The 25274-nt window shown below is 56.2% G+C and carries 17 protein-coding genes; 3 read left to right on the forward strand and 14 right to left on the reverse strand.

The annotated features are described in order from the left end of the window. Positions 1–4: 4 nt before the first annotated feature. The 12 genes from recD to rppH form a co-directional block, all read right to left on the reverse strand. A complete protein-coding gene (recD, locus tag JZ655_RS16710; protein WP_207292337.1) occupies positions 5–1828 on the reverse strand; it encodes an exodeoxyribonuclease V subunit alpha in 1824 nt (607 codons plus the stop codon). Then, positions 1825–5370, reverse strand: a complete 3546-nt coding sequence (gene recB, locus JZ655_RS16715; RefSeq protein WP_207292338.1) for an exodeoxyribonuclease V subunit beta — start codon at positions 5368–5370, stop codon at positions 1825–1827. The genes recD and recB overlap by 4 nt, the downstream gene beginning before the upstream one ends. Then, on the reverse strand, positions 5367–8249 hold the full coding sequence (gene ptrA, locus JZ655_RS16720; RefSeq protein ID WP_207292339.1) for a pitrilysin: 2883 nt from the start codon (positions 8247–8249) through the stop codon (positions 5367–5369). Before ptrA ends, recB begins: the two co-directional genes overlap by 4 nt. Before the next feature lie 147 nt (positions 8250–8396). Next, positions 8397–11765, reverse strand: a complete 3369-nt coding sequence (gene recC / locus JZ655_RS16725; RefSeq protein ID WP_207292340.1) for an exodeoxyribonuclease V subunit gamma — start codon at positions 11763–11765, stop codon at positions 8397–8399. Between the two features lie 12 nt (positions 11766–11777). Next, complete coding sequence (locus JZ655_RS16730) at positions 11778–12104, reverse strand: prepilin-type N-terminal cleavage/methylation domain-containing protein (protein ID WP_233800712.1); 327 nt, start codon at positions 12102–12104, stop codon at positions 11778–11780. Next, positions 12089–12496, reverse strand: coding sequence for a DUF2509 family protein (locus tag JZ655_RS16735; RefSeq protein WP_207292341.1), 408 nt, complete (start codon positions 12494–12496; stop codon positions 12089–12091). The genes JZ655_RS16730 and JZ655_RS16735 overlap by 16 nt, the downstream gene beginning before the upstream one ends. Beyond that, the gene (locus tag JZ655_RS16740; protein ID WP_040074205.1) at positions 12493–13056 is read right to left on the reverse strand and encodes a prepilin peptidase-dependent protein; all 564 of its coding nucleotides are present in this window, start codon (positions 13054–13056) and stop codon (positions 12493–12495) included. The genes JZ655_RS16735 and JZ655_RS16740 overlap by 4 nt, the downstream gene beginning before the upstream one ends. Beyond that, on the reverse strand, positions 13047–13511 hold the full coding sequence (locus JZ655_RS16745) for a prepilin peptidase-dependent protein (protein WP_046887161.1): 465 nt from the start codon (positions 13509–13511) through the stop codon (positions 13047–13049). Before JZ655_RS16745 ends, JZ655_RS16740 begins: the two co-directional genes overlap by 10 nt. 183 nt (positions 13512–13694) lie before the next feature. Beyond that, a complete protein-coding gene (gene thyA / locus JZ655_RS16750) occupies positions 13695–14489 on the reverse strand; it encodes a thymidylate synthase (protein WP_040074203.1) in 795 nt (264 codons plus the stop codon). 6 nt (positions 14490–14495) lie between these two features. Beyond that, a complete protein-coding gene (gene lgt, locus JZ655_RS16755; RefSeq protein ID WP_040074202.1) occupies positions 14496–15371 on the reverse strand; it encodes a prolipoprotein diacylglyceryl transferase in 876 nt (291 codons plus the stop codon). A 174-nt stretch (positions 15372–15545) separates the two neighbouring features. Then, positions 15546–17792 carry a phosphoenolpyruvate--protein phosphotransferase gene (gene ptsP / locus JZ655_RS16760; RefSeq protein WP_046887085.1) on the reverse strand — a complete coding sequence of 749 codons (2247 nt, stop codon included), beginning with the start codon at positions 17790–17792 and terminating at the stop codon, positions 15546–15548. 12 nt (positions 17793–17804) lie between these two features. After that, complete coding sequence (gene rppH, locus JZ655_RS16765; RefSeq protein WP_040074200.1) at positions 17805–18335, reverse strand: RNA pyrophosphohydrolase; 531 nt, start codon at positions 18333–18335, stop codon at positions 17805–17807. 681 nt (positions 18336–19016) lie between these two features. Between rppH and mutH the strand changes: the two genes are divergently transcribed. The 3 genes from mutH (at position 19017) to JZ655_RS16780 (ending at position 21227) form a co-directional block, all read left to right on the forward strand. Further along, positions 19017–19709, forward strand: a complete 693-nt coding sequence (gene mutH, locus JZ655_RS16770; RefSeq protein WP_040074199.1) for a DNA mismatch repair endonuclease MutH — start codon at positions 19017–19019, stop codon at positions 19707–19709. A gap of 128 nt (positions 19710–19837) precedes the next feature. Beyond that, positions 19838–20056, forward strand: coding sequence for a YgdI/YgdR family lipoprotein (locus JZ655_RS16775; RefSeq protein ID WP_040074197.1), 219 nt, complete (start codon positions 19838–19840; stop codon positions 20054–20056). A gap of 130 nt (positions 20057–20186) precedes the next feature. After that, positions 20187–21227, forward strand: coding sequence for an NADP(H)-dependent aldo-keto reductase (locus JZ655_RS16780; protein WP_207292342.1), 1041 nt, complete (start codon positions 20187–20189; stop codon positions 21225–21227). Between the two features lie 81 nt (positions 21228–21308). On the opposite strand, the gene lplT is transcribed toward JZ655_RS16780, so the two are convergent. Together lplT and aas are read right to left on the reverse strand one after the other, a co-directional pair. Next, positions 21309–22502 (reverse strand): lysophospholipid transporter LplT, encoded by a 1194-nt coding sequence (gene lplT, locus JZ655_RS16785; protein ID WP_046887088.1) that lies wholly within the window; start codon positions 22500–22502, stop codon positions 21309–21311. Next, complete coding sequence (gene aas / locus JZ655_RS16790; protein WP_207292343.1) at positions 22495–24654, reverse strand: bifunctional acyl-ACP--phospholipid O-acyltransferase/long-chain-fatty-acid--ACP ligase; 2160 nt, start codon at positions 24652–24654, stop codon at positions 22495–22497. The genes lplT and aas overlap by 8 nt, the downstream gene beginning before the upstream one ends. Positions 24655–25274 lie beyond the last annotated feature (620 nt).

The raw sequence follows: 25274 nt of genomic DNA on the forward strand, positions 1-25274 counted from the left end.
GCAGTTACAGCGCTTCGAATAGGGTGTTCAGGCCGCTACGCCGCTCGGTTCGCGTGGTGACAGCCTGCTTCAGGACACTCTCATCCGCATACAAGGATAAGCGGCGACGCGCACGGGTAATGGCGGTATAGACCAGCTCACGGGTGACGACGGGCGACATCTGTACCGGCAGGATCAGCGCCGCATGATCGAACTCCGACCCCTGGGATTTATGCACCGTCATGGCCCACGCGGTTTCATTTTCAGGTAAACGGCTTGGCTGAACCGATTTCACGCGGCCATCCGGCATCTGGAACCAGACACGTAACCCCTGCCCGCGATCCAGGGCAATCCCGATATCCCCGTTAAATAACCCGAGCGCGCTGTCGTTGCGCGAGATCATAACCGGGCGGCCCTCATACCAACGGGAGAGGGGCTGACGGGTAATCTTGCGTTTTTGCGCCAGTACCTGCTCCAGCTTCTCGTTCAACCCTGCCACTCCGAAGGGCCCTTCTCGCAGCGCACACAGCAGCTGGAACTCGCCAAAGGCGGCAATGACCGCCTCCGGGGAGGCTTGCTGCTGAACGGCCTGCAGGAAGCGCTGATATCCGTCCAGAGCATCGTCGAGCATACTCAGATACTCTTCACCGCTTTGTAGCGCCTTTTTCTCAATATCGCTGAAACGACCATCAAAGACGGTGCTTAAGGCCTGGCGATCGCCGCGATTGACTGCCGCCGCCAGCTGACCAATGCCGGAGTCGCTACCAAATCGATAGCTCTTTTGCAGCAGGCACAGGCTGTCGCGCAGCGCCCCTGCCACCTGGCTGGCATTACCTTCGAGCGCGTAGCCCGTCAGGCCAGCAAGCTCCTGCGCGCGCTGGGCAGTGAATCCCGCGCTGGCCCAGGTGCAGATATCCCCCAGCACCGCGCCGGCCTCTACCGAAGCCAGCTGATCGCGATCGCCTAAGAAGATCACGCGCGCATGCGCAGGCAGCGCATCGATCAGGCGCGACATCATCGTCAGGTCAATCATGGACGCTTCGTCTACCACCAGCACATCCAGATGCAGTGGATTACCTACGTGATAACGCAGATTCTGGCTACCCGGCTGCGCCCCCAGCAGGCGATGCAGTGTGCTGGCCTCGCTCGGGAAGAGCTTGCGCTGCGCCTCTGTCAGGGGCAGTTTTTGCACTGCGCCACCCAATGACTCCGTCAGGCGTGCCGCCGCTTTGCCCGTCGGTGCGGCCAGGCGGATACGGCATTTTGTCTTGCCGGCCATCTGTATCAGCGCGGCCAGCAGGCGCGCCACGGTGGTGGTTTTACCGGTACCCGGCCCGCCGGAAATGACCGAGATTCGGCGTGTCAATGCGACTGCCGCGGCCACTTTTTGCCAGTTCACGTCGCCCTCGACGCTAAACAGATCGTTGAGCGTCTTCTGCATCTCTGCTTCATTGTGCGTTAAAGGCTGGTTCGCTTCCGTGAAGAAACGCGCCACGGCCTGCTCGTAACGCCACATCCGGTTCAGATAGAGCCGATCGTCAACCAGGATCAGCGGAGTAGGTTTCGCGCCATCGCTCACCGCCGGAGAGTCCATTAACGCTCCCCGCCAGTCGGGATCGTCCCCCAGCAGATTAAAGCAGGCCAGCAGCGGGGCTGGCGTTTTCGCGTCGGGCTTCAGGCGCGATAATGGCAGGCAGACATGCCCTTCCCCGGCATCATAACTGAGTAAAGCGGCAGCCAGCATCAACGTCGGGTGGTCGTTATCTGCCACCATCATGGCAAATTGCACATCCAGACGACGCAACAGACGCTGCTCAACCGCCTCAAGTAAGCACTCCTGCATCGTCATTGCGCTACCTCCTCTGTGGTGCCAGCAAACAGGCTATCCATCTGGTTAATCAGGGCTTCGTCAGGACGCGTGCAGAAAATCCCCGATCCCGGCGCGCTGCCGTCGACGCCACGTAAAAACAGATAAATCACGCCGCCAAAATGGCGCTCATAAGTGTAATCCGCAATGCGATGGCGCAAATAGCGGTGTAACGCCAGGGTATAGAGCTGGTACTGCAGATCATAGCGATGCATCTGCATCGCCCGCGCCATCGCCTCCTGGGTGTAAGCATCACGGTTCTCGCCCAGCCAGTTAGATTTGTAATCCAGCAGGTAATAACGGCCGTTATGGCGAAATACCAGGTCGATAAAGCCTTTCAGCATGCCGCGCACCTGACGAAAGTCGAGAGGTGGGCAGCCCTGCGACAGGGGATCATATCGACGAATTAGCGCGTCCAGCGCCGTAGCGGTAAGCGGGCCAGAAATAGGCAGATAAAACTCCATCTCTACCTGTTTCTCTTTCGCCGTTAACTGACTCAGAGAGATGCCTTCATCGATCAGCGGCGCCTGTAAAATACGGGTAATCCAGGCCGTCAGCACCGGTTGCCAGCGTACGTCGTACCCCCCTTTTTGCAGCACATCCGCTACCCAGGTTTCTGATACCGGCTGGGTAAAGTCGAGTGTTTCAAACAGGCTATGCAGAAAGGTCCCAGGGGACGCACCACGTGGAAACTGGTGCGGCGTCAGCTCCGGCTCCTGTGCGACTTCTCCAACGCCTGCGGCATCGACATCCAGCCGCGGCATCAGATCCTGTGCCAGCGCCTGGCCGTGCTGCTGCAAACCAGAGTAGCTGGTGACCCGCCAGTCATCCGCCAGCGCGCGGGCGATTTGTCGCGCCTGCAGCTCAGGAGATAACGATTCAGGCATTTGCCAGCGGTCGCTGTCTGCCACGCCGGCCGTGAGCAGCGAGATATGCTCATTGCAGAGAGTCTCCAGACACTGGCGCAGCCCGACGGCGTCTTTCGCTTCGCCTTTTTGCACCAGTCGCCCCAGCGCGCTGAGATGGAAATCGCTCTCGCCGGATTTATCGCCACGACGGCGTGATAGAGGAGCCACTCCCAGGCTGCAGTGCCATACGGAACGGGTGAGCGCCACGTACAGCAGGCGTAGATCTTCTGCCAGTCGCTCCGCCTCGGCAAGCTCAATACTGGCATCGGCCTTGCTGAGATCCAGCACCGCTTCGAAGGTTTTGCGATCGTGGTAGAAGGCCTGATCCTGCACCCGATAGTTAGCAATAAAGGGCAGCCAGACCAGCGGGTACTCCAGGCCTTTGGATTTGTGAATAGTCACGATCTGGACGAGGTGTTTGTCGCTTTCCAGCCGCATCTGCTGGCTGGAAGCATTGCTGTTTGGCTCGGCAATATGCTGCGCCAGCCAGCGTACCAGCGCGTGCTCGCTTTCCAGCTGCGAACCCGCTTCCTGTAACAGCTCGCTAATATGCAGGATATCCGTCAAACGCCGCTCGCCGCCGGGAGTGGCCAACATATTCTCGGCAATCTGTCGCTGCGTCATGACATCGCGCAGCATTGCCATTACGCCCCGCTTTTGCCAACGGTCGCGATAGCGGGTGAACTCTTCTACCGCTGCATCCCAGTGGGTTTCGTTATTATTCAGCGTGTCGATATCCTGCGCGTTCAGCCCCAGCATGGAGCTGGCGAGCGCACTGCGCAGCACGTTTTCGCGCTCCGGCGCCAGCACCGCCTGCAGCAGCCAGAGCATCTCCTGCGCCTCCAGCGTTTCGAACACGCTGTCGCGGTTGGAGAGATAGACCGAAGGGATACTGAGCAAGGTTAGCGCGTCGCGCACCAGCGCAGCCTCCTGGCGACTGCGCACCAGCACCGTGATATCCGATGCCTGCACCGGTCGGGAATCTTTGCCTGTATGCAGCACGGCTTCATTGCGCAGCCCGGCGCTCAGCCAGTCGCGGATTTGCGCCGCGCAGTGCTGGGCCATAAAGGCCTGGTAGTCTCCTACGCCACAGCCCTCCCCTTCCATCAGCCAGAAACGCATCGCCGGCTGCGCTTCACCCTGGTATTCGAAGCGTAACCCGGCATTTCTTTCAGCCCATTTGACCGGTTTGAAGGGAATGTCGCGGAACATGAAGGCATCGTCCATCTGCGAGAAGAGCCTGTTTACGCTCTCGACCATGCCAGGCGCGGAACGCCAGTTAGTATCCAGCGTATAGTGCGCCGCCACTTCGCCACGTGCTTTCATGTAGGTGAAGATGTCGGCGCCGCGAAAAGCGTAGATCGCCTGCTTAGGGTCACCGATCAGCAGCAGCGCCGTCTCCTCTTGCTGGCGCCAGATGCGGCGGAAGATACGGTACTGTTGCGGGTCGGTATCCTGGAATTCATCGATCATCGCCACCGGGAATCGTTTACGAATCGCGGCCGCCAGCGCTTCGCCGTTTTCACTGTTAAGCGCAGCATCAAGTCGACTCAACATGTCGTCAAAGCCGAGCTCGCCCCGACGGCGTTTTTCGCGCGCTACGGCTTCGCGGATCTCCACCAGCGCACGGGTAATCATTAAATCGTTCAGGGTAAGGGACTCAGCCAGTATCGCATCAATGGCGGCGAACAGCGGATGTTCCGGTACCTGGCCGCCCGCTTTGGTGCGTTCGGTCAGGGATGTCTGAGAGAATTTTTCCAGCGCGTCAGGCAACTGATAGCTACAGGTCTCTTCTTCTGCCCAGGCGTTAATTCTCTCAATGTATTTTGCCTGATTACCCCGGTTAAGCTTGCGCCTGTCGATGCCCGAATTTTCGATGATGGCATCAATCTCACCGACCCCACTGCGCCACTGCTCTTTCATCGCATCGATCGTCGCGATGATCTTTTCATGGCGAGAGGCCAGGGTTTCATCCGCTGGCGGCGGGGATTTAATCACCGGGGCTTCCCCCTGCAGATAACGATCGATGGAACGCAGGAGCGCTTCCGGCCCTTTCCACAGGTCGTGAACAGCCTGGGCGATATCGCGTGGCAAGGGGTAACAATGGCGACGCCAGAAATCAGCGCAGGCCTGGTAGCGCAGCTCAGATTCATCTTCGATCAGCTGTTGTTCAAAGAGCATGCCCGATTCAAAGGCATTGAGGCTGAGCATCCGCTGACAAAAACCGTGGATAGTAAAGACCGCCGCTTCGTCCATCTGCCGCTCTGCCAGCAGCAACCATTGCGCCGCCTGTTCGGTATCGCCAATCTCTTCGAGCAGGCTGGCATAGAGCGGGTTATCGGTGGCGTTTCGCAGGCAGGCGATGCGTAGTTCGTGGATGTTGGCGCGGATACGGCCACGCAACTCTTCCGTTGCGGCCTCGGTGAAAGTCACCACCAACAACTCTTCCACGCTCAGGGGGCGGCTAAAAGCAGAACTGCCGCCCAGGCCAAGCAGTAGTCGCAGGTACAGGGCGGCAATGGTGAAGGTCTTTCCGGTTCCCGCTGAGGCTTCAATCAACCTTTCGCCCTGGAGTGCTAAACGAAGGGGATTAAGAGACTCAGCGGTATCGGTCATTCTTTCTTGCTCCATGGTAGTGATTGCTGCAGCTCACTTACGCTTTTCCAGACTTTCCAGCCGTCCGGGTGGAGGTATTCGACCTTCCCGTTCTGGCTACCTGACACCTGGGAGAGGATGGCCATCCCTTTAGGATCAACCACCGCCTGGTGGAAGAAGTCGGCCACTTTTTGCGGCGTGAGCTGCTTAATTTCGGCCACTACTTTATCACGCGAATCGAAGCGCATATTACCCCGATCGAAATCTTTGCTGATTTTTGAGGCCTCTTCGCCCAGGGTTTGTGGCGCCTGGTTGATCTGCGCAATCACTGCTTGCTGGATTTGGGCAAACTCTTCCGGCTTCATGGCGCGAAGCTTCGCCTCTGCCTGCGGGAAGAATGCCTGATAGCGTTGCCACAGATAGGCAGGCTGCTTATCGCTACTTTGCAGCAGGAAGCCGAGCCCCCACTGGCGCCCGACGTTCATCGAGAAGGCAAAGACCGCATAACCCAGCTGTTCTTCAGTACGCAGCTGGTTATAGAACCATGGCTGAATGATCTGTCCCAGCACCGCGCTGTTTGCCGAACTGGCAAACTCGTCGTATCCGGTAGGGACAAAAACGGCCGCCAGCGCAGAGTCAGAGGTGTTGCTCTCTTTATCGAAAATCACGTTCTGCTGTTTTTCGACCAGCACATCCTGATTACGACACCATTCGTTACCATGAGCATCCAGCTGGTCACGGACATTTTTCGCCAGCGTTTTCGTCTGCTCTTCCGTCATATTTCCGACCACCAGGAACTCCGGACGGGCATTCGCTTTCAGCGCATCGCGATAGGCCATCACCTCTTTCAGACTGATAGAGGGCAGCAATGCACGGCGCTCTTCACGCTGGAAGTACGGAATCTGAGACAACATTTGCACCGGCATGATCGCCTGATCAAAGGCTTTGCCTTTTTCCGCCGAATCCATCATCTGGGCATACCATGACTTCGCCTGCTCCAGCTGATCCTCGGTTGGCGTATAGCTGAAATATCCCGCCAGTAGGGCCTGGAAAAGCTGCGGCAGCCGTTGGGTATAACCGTTGGCATTGAGCATCAGGCCATTGTTGGCATTGGTCGAGAAGCTGATCCCGCCGACGGCGGCCTGGTTGCTGAGCTCGTCCAGCGCGATCCCCGCCAGATAATCATTCAGGGCAAACATCACCTGGTTGCGGGCACTGTTCATGGCCGCAGGATTACGCAGTATCACGCTAACGTCGGCCTTCGGCTCGTTAGCAAAGTACTGGCTTGGGGTATAGACCACCCGCAGGGTTGGCTCATCGACAATCAGTTTGGGTTGTGGATAAGCCCCCTGCGGCTTGATCAGGGTGAAGTCATCAGGAATGTAAGGGTTCAGCTCCGGCAACTTGAGCGCGATGGCCGCCGATTTTTGCTGCCAGTCGGTAAAGGTTTTATCGCTAATTTTATCGACCTGATAAGGCGCATTGACGAAATAGGCTGTCTTGTTGTGCGGTTCATCCGGGCTGATATACCAGATGCGGGCATTCTGCGGCGTCATCATCTCCAGACGGGCTTTCACCGCGGCAGCATCGTATTGATCGGCAATATTGACCGCGTCAAGCGTGTGCTCAACCGGCACGCGGATCATGGTATCGGCCAGCCACTCGACGTAATCCATATCGCGGGTGATAGAGGGGTAACGGAAGTCGAGATCCAGCACGTGAGCCAGTTCGTCAAAGTAGCGCTTATCGACCCCTTTCTCGCGCAGCAGATTGAGGTAGCTGAAAATCGCCGCCACCACCTCGTCGCGATGGGCAAGGCCTTTATCGGTTAAGGTTGCGGAGATGGCGAGCACGCCACTGTTGCCGTTTACTACCGGATCGGAATCAGCGCGGATACCTTCTGCCAGCCCCTGCTTTTGCAGCCAGTCCGACAGCGTGTCGGCGCTGCGGTTGCCGATGAGGTAGTTCACCAGTTCGTCGGTTTTACTGCGGAACTGGGCGGTGTTGTCGTCAATACGAAACTCGACGCGCAAGACTTTACGCGGCATCGCCGGTACGTAATGAATGATCACCCCTTTTTGTGCATCGGTCACGACCGGGACGTCAATTTGCGGTTTAGTAATGTTTTTATTCGGCACGCGGCCGTAAGTCTCAGCAGCGATTTTTGCCAGTGCTGGCAAGGGCTTATTACTGTACACCACCGCTTTCATCAGGTTGGCGGAGTAGTATTTATCGCGAAACGCATGCAGGGCATCCAGCACCGGGCTGCCGGGTTTGTCGCTCAGGGTTTCGAGGTTCCCACCAGAAAAACGGGAAGCCGGGTGCGCCGGGTTGATGGTCTCGGCGCTTACCTGGGCCATACGCATCCCGTCACGGGTACGGGCCAGCGTCAGCTCTGCGTTTACGGCGTTGCGTTCGCGATCGGCATACTTTTTATCCAGTAACGGCGAGGCTATCGCATCCGCAAGACGATCTACCGCCCCTTCCAGGGCGTCATTTTCCACTTCAAGGTAGAAGGCGGTGCGATACGGCGCGGTACTGGCGTTGTGGCTGCCACCGTGCATTTTTAAAAATTCGGCGAGACTGTCGGGCTGCGGGTACTTTTTCGAGCCCATCAGGATCATATGTTCAAGATAGTGTGCAAGCCCGGGATGCGCATCGGGATCTTCCAGCGAGCCAACCGGCACCACCAGCGCCGACAGCGACTTTACCGCCTGAGGATCGGAAACCAAAAGCACAACCATCCCGTTATCAAGCCGAATAGCCTGATACTGACGGGTGTCTTTGTCGCTTTTGCGGATCGTTTCCTGAAGGGGTTGCCAACCGGTGTTCGCCTGACTGAAGGGTGCCCAGAGGGCGACAAACAAAACAAACGCTTTCAACATGGTGCTGCCTGGCATTCACTACCTCATCATCACGGACGACATCATTAACGTGTTTCGTGCCGAACGCGCCGGCATCTCTTTATCGTGGTACATCAGTCCGTGACGCGATGGGCATCATAATTCAATGCTTATGACCGCGCAATTTTTATACAGCCGCCAGGACTAATTAAATTTGAACAAAGGTAACAGATAGCGCTGCGCCTCTTCCGTGATAGCGTCAAAGTATTCCGGTTCAAGGGTGCGCCATAAACGCTGATACCAGACATCATCCCCTTCGCCGCGCACCATCATATTGCCCTCGTAGGCCTGCAGGAACTTGCTACGCGCTTTTTGCAATGTGGCCTCATCGGTTAACATGACATTGTTTGTCGCGTCGTAACAGGTTTTTACCCATGCCCCCCCACTTTCTGGCAGCAGAAGTAGCGGTTGGTTCATTCCTTGCAGATAACCGGCAACGAGCTGTTCCAGATAGTGCATAGCCTGTTCCGCCGGAAGCGGCGGGAAGCGCCACTCGCCATCCTTGCGCACAAAGAGCCGGCTTTCGCCTTCACCGCCACTGGCACAGTAGACAAGATGTTCCAGCCAAAGTTGCAACCCTTGTGAAACACTCAACATCGCCGGGCGCCAGCGCAGCAGGCCATCCGGCTGTACATGCTGTAGCCAACCGGTGAGCGGAATACCGCTGCATTCGAGATCGATCTCCATACTGATACCCGGCTGGCGACATTCAATCACGCGGGAAGCCAGCGTCTGCATCTCCTGACACTGAGTCTCCCAGACGATTTCGCCAAAGGCGCCATAGGGTAGCTGCCCCGCAGCGCGAAAACGACGAAACAGCATGTCGGCATCTTGCTCATCAACCAGCGCATTCAACAGTTGCTGATTAAGCTGATAACGGCTTAGTCCCTCCAGGGTAAAGGGCTCCGCATCGGGGATTTCGCTCTCTTCAGAGCGGAAGTTGACCTGCAGGCGCATCTGGAAAAAAGCGCGCACAGGGTGCGCCCAGAAACGCTGTAACTGCTCGAAGGTAATGGCGGTGATGGGCAGCGCGGGCAGCGGCTGTATAAAGTCGGTATGGGCTTTGCCTTCTCTCTTCGCCGCCGGTAACCATTCGCGGGCATAGCTCTGCTGCTCGCTTGCCACGTAGTTGGCTGGATCAAATGGCATGCGGCTGTGATAGCAGGTGATATGCGCTTTCACCCGCTTCTCGCTCTCGTCACAGTTACGTTCTTCATCGCCCGGCAGGTAATGGCTCTGCCCGATATAGTCCACCAACTCCTGCACCAGCACGGAGGGGAAACGTTCGCTGTTATCCTGAATGGAGCGACCGATATAGCTGATGTAAAGTTTTTGCTGAGCTGAGATCAAGGCTTCAAGGAACAGATAGCGGTCATCATCACGACGACTACGGTCGCCACGCTGGGGATTCTGGCTCATTAAATCGAAGCCGAGCGGGGCCAGCGCGCGTGGATAGACACCGTCGTTCATCCCTAACAGGCAGACCACCTTGAACGGAATGGAGCGCATTGGCATCAGAGTACAGATGTTAACCGGCCCGGCGAGGAAGCGCTGGCTGATACGCTCCTGATCCAGACGCTGGGTCAATTCGTCGCGCAGCAGAGAGAGGGGAATCGCTTCGCCATAGTGAGAATTTACCCCCTCTTCGATGATCGCCTGCCACTGCTGCTCAATCAGCGCCATTGCCGCTTCAGTCTCCTGGTCGGGCAGGAAAAAGTCGTTCAACATTTCCCGGGCGACTGGCAGCCACGCTTCCAGCTCCCGGCTCTCCATCAGCCTGCTACGCCAGCGATTAAGCTGCATCAGCAACGAGGCAAGATGCCCAACCAGTTCGGCAATCAAGCCGCTTGATTCGTCATAAGGCAGAACGTCGTTCCACTCCCCCTGGCTGCTCTCCATGGCATAGCCGAGCAGCATACGGGTCAGCCCGAATTGCCAGGTGTGCTGGCCCGTCACAGGCAGTTCAAACGCCTGCACGTTGTCGTCATCCATCCCCCAGCGCACGCCCGATTCGTTTACCCACTGGCGCAGGTAACGTAGCCCCTCTTCATCAATATCGAAACGGGCAGCCAGCACCGGCACGTCCAGCAGCGCCAGTACGGTTTCAGGCACAAAGCGGCTGTCTGGTAGCGTAAGCAGACTGATAAAGGCCTGCAGGGCCGGATGAGACTGGCGCGCACGACGGTCAGATACGGCATAAGGAAGATAGCGATCGCCCGTCGCGCTGCCAAACACCGCCTGAATAAAAGGACTGTAGCTATCAATATCGGCCACCATGACCACGATATCACGTGGAGTGAGCGACGGATCGTCCTCAAGCATCGCCAGCAGTCTGTCATGCAGCACTTCTACTTCACGCTGCGGACTATGGCAGATATTGATGGTCACGCTGCGATCCTCGGGATCAAGCAGGCGTTTTCTATCGCTGCGGGCAAACTCATCGGCAGTGATTCCCGCGACGGCACTGTTTTCCAGATCCAGAATATCCAGTTGAACGTTATGCAGCAGGCTGTCGGGCGTGATATCTACAAACGCATCCACATCCCCTTCACCCGTTTCCGTGATCTCCGAAAGCATGTAGATATAGTCGCGTCCCAGCTTGCCCCAGGAGGCCAGCAAAGGATTCGCCAGCTCATGGATCCCTTCATCGTTAAAGCGTTGCGCCGCCGTCTCGCTGTCTTTGAACAGCGGGACACTGCGCTCATCGAAAAGACGCCGCCGCTGACGGGTCAGCCTGCGTGCCAGCCAGCGGGCATCCTGAATATCACCCCAGTAGTGACGACAGGGATTGGTAAAGAGAATGTGGATATCAATGTGTTTACCCAGCGCATTAAGCGCCTTCAGGTAGACCGGCGGCAAAGCAGAAATACCGCAAATAAAGACCCTTGAAGGCAGGCCTTCTGGTGCAGAGTCTGCGGACTCCAGCATGGCGATGAAACGCTCATATAAATTGGCACGGTGCCAGCGGGGCTGCCCCAGCGCGTGCGTATGTTCCACCAGTGCCTTCCAGAGCGGGGCCTGCCAGATTTGCGCCTGATCCAGGCCATCAATCAGTTCGCCCGCTTCCCAGCGGGTGAGCCATTCCGGGCGATAGACCAGATACTGGTCATAGAGATCCGCCGTCCGCGAGGCCAGCTGGAAGAGTTTTCGCTTATCCGTATCGTCGTTGAGATAGTGCCGCAGCATGGCAAACTCATCGCGGGGTAACATATCGGGCAGAAGCGACATTAGCTTCCAGCTCATGCTCTGCTTATTGAACGCGCTCTGTTCTGGAATTTCTGGCAACACGCGGACGAACATATCCCAGATAAAGCTGGCGGGCAGCGGGAAATCAATATTGGCGGCGATACCAAATTTTTGCGACAGGGACATCTGCAGCCATTGGGCCATACCGGTGCTTTGAACCAGGATCATCTCGGGTTCAAAGGGATCGTCGAGCCGTTGCTGTTCGACGATGAACTCCATCAGTGCTTCCAGCACATCCAGGCGGTTTGAGTGGTAGACCCTTAACATAACTGCTCTCAACTATTTACTGATCGGACAGTGCAGGCGTGTCATCTGCCCCTGTCGACCTTGTGGAGAAATAAGTGTGACCGAGATGCTGACACATCCGGCGTGCGTTGTCTGCCCCCGGTTTATTTGCCAGCCTTCCGGGAGAGTGCTGGCGTGGAGCTGAGACTGGTTCCAGCCATGGCGCCAGAGCTGGCGATAGTGATCCAGCATGATGAACCGGCTGGCCAGGGCACGATGATAGCCCGCCAGCATCGTGACGACCATGATCATCAGCGCCATTGCCAGTAACACCTCGACAATACTGAATCCACGCTGTCTGCTGATTATTTTGCCTGACACAGTGCGGCCTCCTTTATGGGGCAAAAGTCGCTCCAGCCGTGGCGGGAAAATTCGACCTCACCGGAGGTAATGCTCCCTAACCGCCACAGCGTGCTGCCTTCGCTGCCGGCAATCAATAGACGCTCGTCATCCCCAACAGGACGCAGACATGCCCACCACGTCTGGCTGGGATGCTTTTGGCATTGCTGCTCAGCGACAGGCTGCCAGCCAAGGGTGCGCGCCCACTCCATCGCTGACTGCGCCCCGGCCTGCTGCTGTATAGCATGACGTTCAGCATTGACGATGAACAACAGGGTATTCAGTTGCTGGTTGTGCCCGGCCAGCAATAGCGAGCCCAGCATCAGGATCATCAATACCATTGCCAGCGAAGAGATCCCTTTTTGCCGCTTCACAGGTTATACCCCGTCACACTGTGATAGGCCTGGAAAACCCGCCCCTGCCGACCTGCAAACGCGGCAGAAAGTGCCAGGGTAAGCTCCGGGGCAAACCCCGCTCGCTGCACCTTTTCTACTTTAAAATGAACAACCGTAACCCTGTCCGGATCCGTTATCCGCTCCCAGCCTTTACCCCGACAGGATGTGGCCCCGCGCAGCGTTTCCAGTGCCCCGGCATTCAGACGAAATCCCGTTTGCTCCGCCGCCGTTTGTGGGGTGGTTTCCCAGCGGCCATTACTGTTTTCATCCCATTGCACAATGACGCACTCACCCTGCGCGCTAAGCTCTAACGCAGCCCCCTGACAGGTGCCGGCGCAGAAACCCGCGCGCTGCAGATGTTTACCAATACCTGCTAATCGCAGCCCGATCTCCTCTTCAATTTCCTGCTGCGCGGTCTCCGTTTGCAGCGCCCGCTGCAGTCCCGGCAGGAAACGGACGGCACTGAGCAGCAGCAGGCTGCTGATGGCCATCGCGATCAATACTTCCGTCAGTGAAAAGCCTGTCTGTTTTAGCGGCATGCAAATTCTCCCTTTGCGCTGCACATCCTGATGCGACCCCAGGATGAGACAATCACCAGCCACTCCCCCGCCGGGCTTTGAAGGTAAATACGCCCGGCCCAGGCCGTATCCCGAAGCCCATAGAAGCCTAGCCCGGGCGTGATCGCTTTGACGCTGATGGCTGGCCAGAGGGGGATTAGCACCCAGGGATCATGCTGCTGGCACGCAACTGCCTGTTCCCTTCGCAGGCACCACTGTTGACCGCGCTGCCCGAGTACCACCCTATGGTCGCGGTTATTACGCCAGGCGTCGTTGCGCAGCATAACCAGGTAGTCACGTACCTGACGTGCGGTCTGCCAGAGTTGCTGCTGTTGCTGCCAGCTTCGCCAGCCATACAGCCCCGCCGCGCTTAGCGTCACGACAAGCGAAATAGCCACCAACGTTTCGATGAGCGTAAAGCCCTTTGCGATTTTCATGTGCGGAGTGTGGCGCAGCGGCGTAGCACTGGCGACAGGCAAGTCGGCGGTTTACGAGGCGGTTTCCACGCTTTTTTTGACATTGCAGCCCGTTGCAAACAGGGCGGAAGCAGGGCCGCAAAGAGAGCTTACAGGCAAAAAAAACCGGCGCCCTGGGGCACCGGTTGTGTCAGCATGATCGGGTCAGATCGCGACCGGCGCCTTGATGCCAGGGTGCGGGTCGTAGCCCTCGATTTCGAAGTCATCAAAACGATAATCGAAGATAGAGTCGGGCTTACGCTTGATCACCAGTTTCGGCAGGGCACGCGGTTCACGGGTGAGCTGCAGATGGGTCTGCTCCATATGGTTGCTGTACAGGTGGGTATCTCCCCCCGTCCAGACGAAGTCACCCACTTCCAGATCGCACTGCTGCGCCATCATATGTACCAGCAGCGCATAGCTGGCGATGTTAAACGGCAGACCGAGGAACACATCGCAAGAACGCTGGTAGAGCTGGCAAGAGAGCTTACCGTCTGCCACATAGAACTGGAAGAAGGCGTGGCATGGCGCCAACGCCATCTTATCCAGCTCGCCGACGTTCCAGGCAGAAACGATGATCCGGCGCGAATCCGGGTCATTCTTCAACTGGTTCATCACGGTGGTGATCTGGTCAATGTGACGGCCATCTGGCGTAGGCCAGGCGCGCCATTGCTTGCCGTATACCGGCCCCAGATCGCCGTTCTCGTCGGCCCATTCGTCCCAGATGGAGACATTGTTTTCATGCAGATACGCAACGTTAGTATCACCCTGCAGGAACCACAGCAGCTCATGGATAATCGAGCGCAAATGGCAACGCTTGGTGGTGACCAGCGGGAAGCCCTCTTGCAGATTGAAGCGCATCTGGTGGCCAAAAATGGAGAGCGTACCGGTGCCGGTGCGGTCGTTTTTCGGCGTGCCCTCATCGAGCACTTTTTGCATCAGGTCAAGATACTGTTTCATGAGACCTCAGGAAAGCTGTTGCTGTGGGCGACGACGATAAGCCCAAATCATCATGATAATACCCGCGACAATCATCGGGATGGAGAGAATCTGCCCCATGCTGATGTACTGCACCCACTCGCCGGTGAACTGCGCATCCGGTTGGCGGAAGAATTCCACGATAATGCGGAACGCCCCGTAACCTATCAGGAACAGACCCGACACGGCCCCCATTGGACGCGGTTTGCGGATAAAAATGTTCAGAATGATAAAGAGCACTATGCCTTCCAGCGCCATTTCATACAGCTGAGACATGTGTCGCGGCAGAACGCCGTAGGTATCGAAAATCGATTGCCATTCAGGATGCGAGGGCAGCAGCGCCATATCTTCCGCGCGGGAAGCCGGGAAGAGCATGGTGAAGGAGACGTTAGGATCGACACGTCCCCACAGCTCGCCGTTGATAAAGTTACCGAGACGACCTGCACCCAGGCCAAACGGGATCAGCGGCGCGATGAAATCTGACACCTGGAAGAAGTTACGTTTGGTGCGATAAGCGAAGATCACCATCACCAGAATGACGCCAATCAGGCCGCCGTGGAACGACATGCCGCCATCCCAGACGCGGAACAGATAGAGCGGATCGCTGAGGAACACCGGGAAGTTGTAAAACAGCACATAGCCGATACGTCCGCCGAGGAATACCCCGAGGAAGCCGGCATAGAGCAGATTTTCAACTTCGTTTTTGGTCCAGCCACTGCCGGGACGGGAGGCGCGACGGCCTGCCAGCCACATGGCAAAGATGAAACCAACCAGATACATCAGGCCGTACCAGTGAAGCGCAACGGGTCCAATTGAGAAAATGACCGGATCAAATTCCGGAAAATGCAGATAGCCACTATTCATCTGTCACCACAGGATCTTGTTATTCCGCCGAAAAGAGGTGGACAGCGGTAAAAATGCCGCCCGTGTTTATCGGGGGCTCCAGGGTTGCGAATCATAGCACAAGGGAGACGGCGACGCGGTGGTGAAGTTGTAAAAGATATGTATACCCTCTCGTCACCGGGAGGGTATCGCTTTTTAACGCCCGCCGCGAATCAGGCCACCCATCCCACGGCGCTCCATGAAGGCCGCAACCTGATGACGTACCTCTGTCGCCAGTTGGGCTTCGAGACTGCGCTGGGCCAACTGCTGCGCGTCTTCATATTCAATATGGCGTAACAGGTATTTGACGCGCGCCACGGAACGCCCGTTCATGGAGAGGTGGCGGAAGCCCAGGCCGACCAGAATCGCTACGCACATCGAATCACCGGCCATTTCGCCGCAGAGCCGCAGGTCGAGACCCTGCTGTTCTGCTTCCCGGGCAATCATCGCCAGCGCACGCAGCATGGCCGGGTGCAGGCTGTCGTAGATACTCGCCACACGGGTATTGTTACGATCGACCGCCAGCATGTACTGCGTGAGATCGTTGGTGCCCACGGAGATAAAATCGACGCGAGAAGCCAGCTGGGGCAGCATGAACACCATTGACGGTACTTCAAGCATCACCCCGATACGCGGTTTCGGGATCGCATAGCCGATCATCTCTTCCACTTCGCGCCCGGCACGTTCGATCAGGCGTTTCGCCTCGTCAATCTCGTCGATGCTGGTAACCATCGGCAGCAGAATACTGAGATTGCCGGTCGCGGCGTTGGCTCGTAGCATGGCCCGCACCTGGATCAGGAAGATCTCAGGCTGATCGAGCGTAATCCGGATCCCGCGCCAGCCGAGGCAGGGATTCTCTTCGCTGATCGGCATATACGGGAGCTGCTTGTCCGCCCCCACATCAAGGGTACGCAGCGTGACAGGTTTATCATTGAACATCTGCAGCATGCCCTGATATTGCGCGACTTGCTCCTCTTCCGACGGGAAGCCGCTTTGCAACATAAAGGGGATTTCGGTGCGATAAAGTCCAATGCCGTCGATACGGCTACCCAGCTTTTCTTCATGCTCCGGGCTTAAGCCGGCGTTGAGCATGACTTTGATTCGCTCGCCGCTTTTCAGCGCAGCGGGCAGGTTAACATCGTCTTCTGCCAGACGACTCAGCTCATTCTCTTCAACAATAAGCTTTTGATATTCTTGCAGGACTACCGGTTCAGGATCGACCAGCAGTTCTCCGCGATAGCCATCCACCACCAGCGTACGGCGATGCAGTACTGAAGGCTGGATGTCTGCCCCCATAACCGTTGGGATCCCCAGCGCGCGCACCATGATGGCAGCATGCGAGTTAGCTGCCCCGTCGCGCACGACAATCCCGGCGAGGCGATCTTGCGGCAGCTCCGCCAGCGTAGTCGCTGACAGCTCATCGGCCACCAGCACAAAGCGTGCAGGCCAGGTATTGGGTCCCTGAATGGTGTCGTCAAGATGGAAGAGCAGGCGCTGACCCAACGTACGCAGATCCCCTGCCCGCTCTTTCAGATAGCCATCGGTCAGGGCCGCAAACTGCTCGGCAAATTTTTCAATGACCTTTTTGACCGCCCACTCGGCCACCGAGCCGTTATCCACCTCAGCAAAAAGCTCCCGACGCAGACGCGCATCTGACAGCAGGTGGGAGTAAAGATCGAAAATGGCGGCCGTCTCTTTCTGCGCACCGGCGGCAAAGCGTTTACTGTAGCGGCGAAACTCACTGGCTGCCTCTTCCAGCGCGCCGGTTAGTCGCTCTCGCTCAAGGGCGGTGTCCAGCGTAGAGGCTTCGTAAACCTGCTCCATTAACGGCAGGGTTGCGTCCATCCAGCCTTCGGCGATGGCGACGCCCGGCGAAGCAGGCAGCGCGCGTATGCGCGTCTGGCGATATTGACCAAACAGCGCCGCGAGCTGGGACTGGGAGAGAATGGCTGCCATTTGCGTGGCCAGCGTAACGAGGAAAGACTCTTCACTTTCGTCGTACTGACGCAGTTCGCGCTGCTGAACGACCAGCACGCCAAGCAGCTGACGACGCTGAATAATGGGAACGCCCAGAAATGCCCGGAAGCGTTCTTCTTTTACGGAGGGGATATATTTAAAGCTGGGGTGTTTCTGCGCATCCGCCAGGTTGATAGGCTCAGCAAGGCGCCCAACCAACCCGACGATACCTTCATCAAATGCAAGCGCGACGGTACGGCCGCGTGGTTTTTTCAAACCTCGCGTGGCCATCAGATAATAACAACGCCGATCATGGTCGGCCAGGTAGACCGAACAGACCTCAGTTTCCATCGCAAGACAGATGTCAGTGACCAGAATATCCAGCGCCTCGTTGAGCCGTGGAGCGCTGGCCACCTTCTCGACTATTTCTCGCAGGCGGGTGAGCATAATGTGCGTAGCTTAACCTCTTTTACGTCGCCAGGCAGGTGCACTTTGCGGCTTAGGAGGGGCCTCCTGAAGCGTCATGACGGCACTTGCGAACTCTTTCATTACCCTGCGGTAAACGTCGCGTTTAAACGACACGACCTGACGGACAGGATACCAGTAGCTAACCCAGCGCCAACCGTCGAACTCCGGCGTGCTACTGCTTTGCATGTTGATATCTGCGTCGCTGCTCACCAGTTGCAGAAGAAACCATTTTTGTTTCTGGCCGATACATACCGGCTTTGTGTCCCAACGCACCAAACGTTTTGGTAATTTGTAACGCAACCAGTTGCGGGTCGAAGCAAGGATACGAACATCCTTCCGGCTTAAGCCAACTTCTTCGTACAGCTCCCGATACATCGCTTGCTCTGGGGTCTCTCCGGGGTTTATCCCACCCTGGGGAAATTGCCAGGAGTGCTGGCCATATCGGCGGGCCCACATCACCTGCCCCTGACGATTACAAATTACGATTCCGACATTCGGGCGGTAGCCATCGTCATCAATCACCGGACTACCTCAAACTAAACTTTATATAGAAATGATTGTTTCACACTCCAGTGAGGCGGTAAACCACTCTCTTACAGCCCTGCGGCGTAATAACATTTGAATAACTCACAAATTTCATCTGAGTTATAAACAGATGACCGAGCCGAAAGACGATTTTATTCACTTTTTCTGTGGATAGAGTTGTGAAGAAGTATGGAATTACCGATGGACAACCCAGATTACTCTTAATGATACGTAAAAACCCCACCCAAACAAAAGCTTTAAATACAGGGCATTACCCTGCTAATTCACTGCATAACATCGGCTAGTGTGATGCAGGTCACAAGCAAGATCATTGTATTGATGAAAGATCCACCAGCGTCGGTTTTATCCACAGATTGTGCCAATAAGTTAGGCACATTTTGTCTGATTTTTCGATTTTGACCATACGTCAAGGCTGTAAATGGAACCAGTAGTCAGGGTTATCACCACTTATCCCATTTTTCTGTGGATAACATGGTATAAGATCCTGTTCATTGTCAGTGACCAGAATTGAACAACCTTTTCGTGCCAGAAAAATTTCGCCTAAAAAGGTTAAGAAAAGCGTTATAAATCATTGGCCTGTTTTCTTTATACAGAACGGGATAAACTCATTCCCGATCGTGTATAACAACTGCTCATTTTTTAACCAATAGGTTCGTTATGTTTTCCCTCGTACCGTTAAGCTCTCCACCTGACAGCGAAGCACAGTTAATGGCCCAGGCCCAGCGGCTGGCAGGCTACTCTTTGGGAGAGTTGGCGCGGCTTGCAGGTTTACCCATTCCGCAGGATCTGAAGCGTGATAAAGGCTGGATCGGTCTCTTGCTGGAGGTGTGGCTGGGTGCCAGCGCCGGCAGCAAGCCGGAGCAGGATTTTGCGGCGCTCGGGGTAGAACTCAAAACCATCCCGGTGGATAGTCAGGGTAAACCGCTGGAGACGACCTTTGTCTGTGTGGCACCACTGACGGGGAATACCGGGATCACCTGGGAAACCAGCCACGTGAAGCATAAATTGAACCGCGTCCTGTGGGTGCCGGTTGAAGGGGATCGAGCTATTCCACTGGCAGAACGGCGAATCGGTTCGCCGCTGATCTGGAGCCCTGACGAGGAAGAAGATCGGCAACTGCGGCTGGACTGGGAAGAGTTGATGGATATGATTGTCCTTGGCCAGGTTGAGCGTATTACTGCGCGTCACGGAGAGGTGTTGCAATTGCGCCCTAAAGCCGCCAATAGCAAAGCCCTGACCGAGGCCATTGGTACACATGGCGAGCCCATTTTGACCCTTCCGCGCGGCTTTTACCTGAAAAAGAATTTCACCGGCGCCTTGCTGGCCCGCCATTTTTTGTTGAAAACATAGTTTTTCATGGCCATTTTCGTTATATCGCCCGCAATATGAGTATTTTTAAGATTTTACTGCTTTCGGCTTCGTAACTTCTAAGTTATTACTACACTAAGAAGAGTTTGAGCCAGTTAAAGGGGGTGGATATGAAAAAATGGGCAGTGATCATTTCAGCTGTTGGTTTAGCGTTTGCCGTTTCTGGTTGCAGTAGCGATTACGTCATGGCGACAAAGGACGGTCGGATGATTTTGACTGACGGCAAACCCGAAGTCGACGATGATACCGGTCTGGTGAGCTACCGCGATCAGCAAGGAAATTCGATGCAGATTAACCGCGATGAAGTTTCACAAATTATTGAACGATAAAGATTAAGGTCAGCGCCCGCTGGCCTTTTTGATTTTTCTCTTCCCCTTTTGCTTCCCCTCTGCCATGTTTATATTCCTTTGTCGGGAGGTTCCTGACCCATCTTATAAGTCACTATAAAGGAAGCCGGCTATGCATTATCACCGTATCCCCCATAGCTCACTGGAAATCAGTCAACTGGGGTTGGGCACCATGACATTTGGTGAACAAAATAGCGAAGCCGATGCCCATGCTCAACTCGACTACGCCATCAGCCAGGGGATAAACCTGATTGATGTGGCAGAGATGTACCCGGTGCCGCCGCGCCCCGAGACTCAGGGCTTAACGGAAACCTATGTTGGCAACTGGCTGGCAAAGCATGGCAACCGTGAGAAGCTGGTCCTCGCCTCTAAAGTCAGCGGGCCGTCACGCAACAATGACAGCGGGATCCGCCCGAATCAGATCCTTGATCGCAAGAACATTCGCGAAGCGCTGGATGCCAGCCTGAAGCGTCTGCAGACCGATTACCTTGACCTCTATCAGGTACACTGGCCGCAGCGACCAACTAACTGTTTCGGCAAACTGGGTTACAGCTGGGCCGACAGCGCGCCGGTGGTGACCCTGCTCGAAACCCTGGAAGCGCTGACCGAGTGCCAGCGCGCCGGAAAGATCCGTTATATCGGTGTCTCTAACGAAACCGCGTTTGGCGTGATGCGCTATCTGCACCTGGCCGATAAGCATGATCTGCCGCGTATCGTCACTATCCAGAACCCCTATAGCCTGCTGAACCGCAGCTATGAAGTGGGTCTTGCGGAAGTGAGCCAGTATGAAGGGGTGGAACTGCTCGCCTACTCGTGTCTGGCCTTTGGCACCCTGACGGGTAAATACCTTAACGGCGCGAAACCTGCCGGGGCGCGTAATACCCTCTTTAGCCGCTTTACCCGCTACAGCGGCGAGCAGTCGCAAAAAGCGGTGGCGGCGTATGTCGATATCGCGAAACGTCACGGTCTGGATCCTGCCCAGATGGCGCTGGCCTTTGTTCGCCGTCAGCCGTTTGTTGCCAGCACCTTGCTGGGCGCAACCTCGCTGGAGCAGTTGAAAACCAACGTTGAAAGCTGGCATCTCGAATTGAGTGAAGAGGTGTTAGCCGAGATTGAAGCGGTGCATCAGGTTTATACCTACCCCGCCCCATAACAAAAGCAAAACGGCAACCCAGAGGTTGCCGTTTTCGTCTCTGCCCTCTCCCTTATGGAGAAGGCATCAGCCCGCACAGGTTTACCGCCGACGCTGCCAAATCCACAGCGCCGCAATCGCCAGCGCAAACAATGCGCCAAAGCCCACACCGATACCCACCACCGGCACTCCCACCTTCACCGCCAGCGAATAAAGGCCCAGCATCAGCAGCATCGCAATATTTTCGCCCAGGTTCTGTACCGCAATCGCATTCCCCGCCCCTACGGTGTGCTTGCCGCGCTCCTGCAAGAGCGCATTGAGCGGCACCACAAAGAAACCGCCGAACATACCGATCAGCAGTAACAGCGCATAGGCGGGCAACAGCGCGTGTTGTAACGTGAAGAACAGCACCGCCACACCGATAAGGATCCCCGCAGGCATACAGCGCGCCACCGTTTGCAGCGTCACCAGTTTGGCTGCCGCGCCAGCGCCCACCACAATCCCTACCGCAACCATCGCATTGAGATAGGTTGGCGTGGCGTTATCCGTGATACCAAGCGCAACTGGCACCCAAAGAACCAGCAGAAAGCGTAGCGTAACCCCGGCCCCCCAGAACATGCTGGTTCCCAGCAGCGAAAAACGGGTTTCACCGTTATGCCACAGTACGCGCACGGCATTAAAGAAGCTGGCCGTCATTGGCGTAAAGCGCCAGGATTGTCCCGGACGGGCAACCGGCAGGCGCGGAATAAAGAGGTTTGCCACCACCGCCCCGGCATAGACAACGGCACACACGCCCAGCGCCGCCAGCACGTGCCAGTCGGCCAACACGCCTCCCGCCATCGATCCCAGCAGAATCGCGGCAATAGTGGAGGATTCCATTAAGCCGTTGGCTTTCACCAGCTTATCGCCGGTCGTCAGCTCTCCCAGAATGCCGTACTTAGCCGGCGAGTAAGCTGCCGCCCCCACGCCCACCAGCGTATAGCCAATAAAGGGATTAACGCCGAAACAGATGCTGGCTGCGCCTAGCAACTTCAGGCCGTTAGCGAACATCATCACTCTGCCTTTCGGGAAGCTGTCAGCCACCTGCCCGACAAAGGGGGCAAAAACGATGTAAGCACCCACAAACACCATCTGCAGGATCGGCTGACTCCAGTCCGGATAGAACTGCTCTTTTAGCAGCGCCAGGGTGGCAAACAGCAGCGCGTTATCGCCGAATGCAGAGAGGAACTGGGCGGCGGTCACCGCCATCATCCCTTTCGACCACAGGGAAGTGTTAGTGTGTACTGACTCACGCATGTGGTTGTTCCACCTCTTCAACCATCCCTTTCAGGGTCACAAAATCGGGTTTCCCGCTGCCCAGCACCGGCAATTGTTTCAGGAAACGGATATCACGCGGTACCGCCAGCTCCGGAATGCCGTGCTCGCGAGCATGCTGCAGCAGTTGCTCGCGCCTGAGCTCGCTATCGGTCGTGAAAAGCACCAGCGCCTCACCTTTACTGGCATCGCTTTTTACGACAGTGGCATGAAGTTTATCGGCAGAGACAGAGAGAGCCAGCTGCACAACCATCTCCAGCGACACCATCTCGCCGGCAATTTTGGCAAAGCGCTTCGCCCGGCCCTGGATTTGCACGTAGCCCTGTTCGTCAAAACGAACAATATCCCCGGTGTCGTACCAACCGGTCTCGACCTCGCCGTTCACGTTTTCTGCCGTCGGCGCTTCCAGTACGCCCGGGTTTTCAACCCGCAGATAACCGTTCATGACGTTCGGCCCTTTTAGCTGCAGCCGCCCCCCCTCTTCAATGCCCGGCACGGCCATCAGACGTGCATCCATACCCGGCAGAATACGCCCGACGGTGCCCGGCTTCGCGGCCATCGGCACATTAATCGACACGACGGGCGCACACTCGGTAACGCCGTAACCTTCCAGAATGCGCAGGCCAAATTTATCCTGCCAAAGCTGGCGAGTGCTCTCCTGCAATTTTTCCGCCCCCGCCACCACGTAGCGAATCCGGTGGAAGTCGTACGGATTGGCGAAGCGAGCATAGTTACCCAAGAAGGTCGAAGTACCGAAAATCACCGTGCAGTTACGGTCATAGGTCAGCTCCGGCACAATGCGATAGTGCAACGGGCTCGGATAAAGGAACACTTCCGCACCGGTCAACAGTGGGGTGAAGAGCCCAACGGTCAGACCAAAAGAGTGGAACAGGGGCAGCGCAGACATAAAGCGGTCTTTTGCCGTGAAGTCGGCGATAGTTTTAATCTGCTCTACGTTTGCCAGCAGGCTTTTATGACTGTGCACCACACCTTTTGGGTTGCCTTCAGAACCGGAGGTGAACAGGATAATCGCCGCATCTTCTGGCTGCTGTTTGACCTGCGCAAGACGCGGGGCCAGCAGGTGCGCAAAGATCCACAGCTTATCGCCGGTTGTGACATCGGCTTTTAAATCTTCCAGGAACACCCAGCGTACCTGCGTCAGCTGTTCCGGCAGATGCCAGAGCTTGCCTTTATCGAGGAACTGGCGTGAGGTAAAGATGGTTTTAATCTGGGCGGCGGTGATGGCGCTGGTAAGCCCTTTCACCCCGGAGGTGTAGTTCATCATCGCCGGGATACGCCCGCGTGAGACCGCACCGAAAATCACCGCGGCGCTGATCCCTGCGTTCGGTAGCATCAGGCCAATTTTTTCGCCCTGCTGGCTATATTTATCCAGGATGCGGCCTACGAACAGAGTTTTGGTCAGCAGTTTGCGATAGGTATCCGGCGCGAAATTGATGTCTTCAATACAATTCTTCTTCGCCCCATAACGATACTGGGCCGAGAGCAGTGATTCATACAGCGTTTCGCGCGGACGCACCGCCATGCGTGCTTCCATCATGATTTGGTGCAACATCTCACCAGCAATTTTGCGGCGATCGCGGGCGCGGGGCGCTTCAGGCATCGGCAAATGAGTAGGCGGCAGAATATGCAGGCTAATACGCGGGAAAAGGCGCTGTTTCACCAACCCTTTCAGACGGCTGAAATAAGTCAGCTCCGCCCCTTCAATACGCAGCGGTACCACGGTTGCCCCGGATTTAGCCGCCACAAACCCCGCGCCGTCATAAATTTTCATCAGCGAGCCGGTAATAGAGATACGCCCTTCGGGGAAGATCACCACCGGGCGACCCTGCTCAATCAGACGCACCAGATGTTTGATCATCATCGGTTTGGTGGGGTCGAGCGGCACGAAGTCGATCACTTTGGTAAGCCAGCGCATGTACCACTGTTGGCTAACGGAGGTATAGACGGCAAATACGGGGCGCACCGGCAAAAACAGCGCCAGTAAAATACCATCAATAAATGAGACGTGGTTCGGTGTGATCAGTACGCGCTCGGCGCGAAGCGCCTGAGTATCGCCCGTGAGGCGGATGCGGAAAAGAATACGGAAGAGTGTGCGAAAAAACCCAAAAAGCATTTCAACTCCCTTTGCCCTGACAATGTATGGGATGACTATAAATTGTGGCAGATTACACGAGAAGTGCGGCAGGGGCGACAGCTATATCCGGACAAAAAAAAACCTGCGCATCTGCGCAGGTTGGTGCAAGAGATGAGTACGCAGTACGTACCAAGAATTCTCACCAATCAATACCTCTGGGATCTTGATTGTGGCTGTTGGGCACGGGCTTCGCCAGCGTGAAAACGCAAGCGAATGAGCCTAAGTGCAACCAGGTGTGAATATTTCCGCCGCCTGTTACATATTGAGTTACAAGCAAAAAAAAACCTGCGTAAGAACGCAGGCTGGTGTAACGCGGTTCATCAACTGACGTTGATTCCACCTATCAATACCTCTGGGATCCAGAATGTAGCAAGGGGGGCCGGACGCCAGCCAGCGAACAATCGCAACAGCCTGCGCCAAAGTGTAAGCAAAGATTCATAATCACACGCTCCTGAAACGCCTTGCCGTGTAACGATTACACTGTTTTCGGTGACAACTCCTGCTTTTGTGATCGCCACGATTTTCCCAGGCTTGAATAGACCTCGCTTTTCCGCAACACTGTTAGGTGTGTAAACGCTTACCCAATACTGAAGGTGTTA

Source organism: Leclercia pneumoniae, from assembly GCF_017348915.1.
GTDB classification, from domain to species: Bacteria; Pseudomonadota; Gammaproteobacteria; order Enterobacterales; family Enterobacteriaceae; genus Enterobacter; species Enterobacter pneumoniae.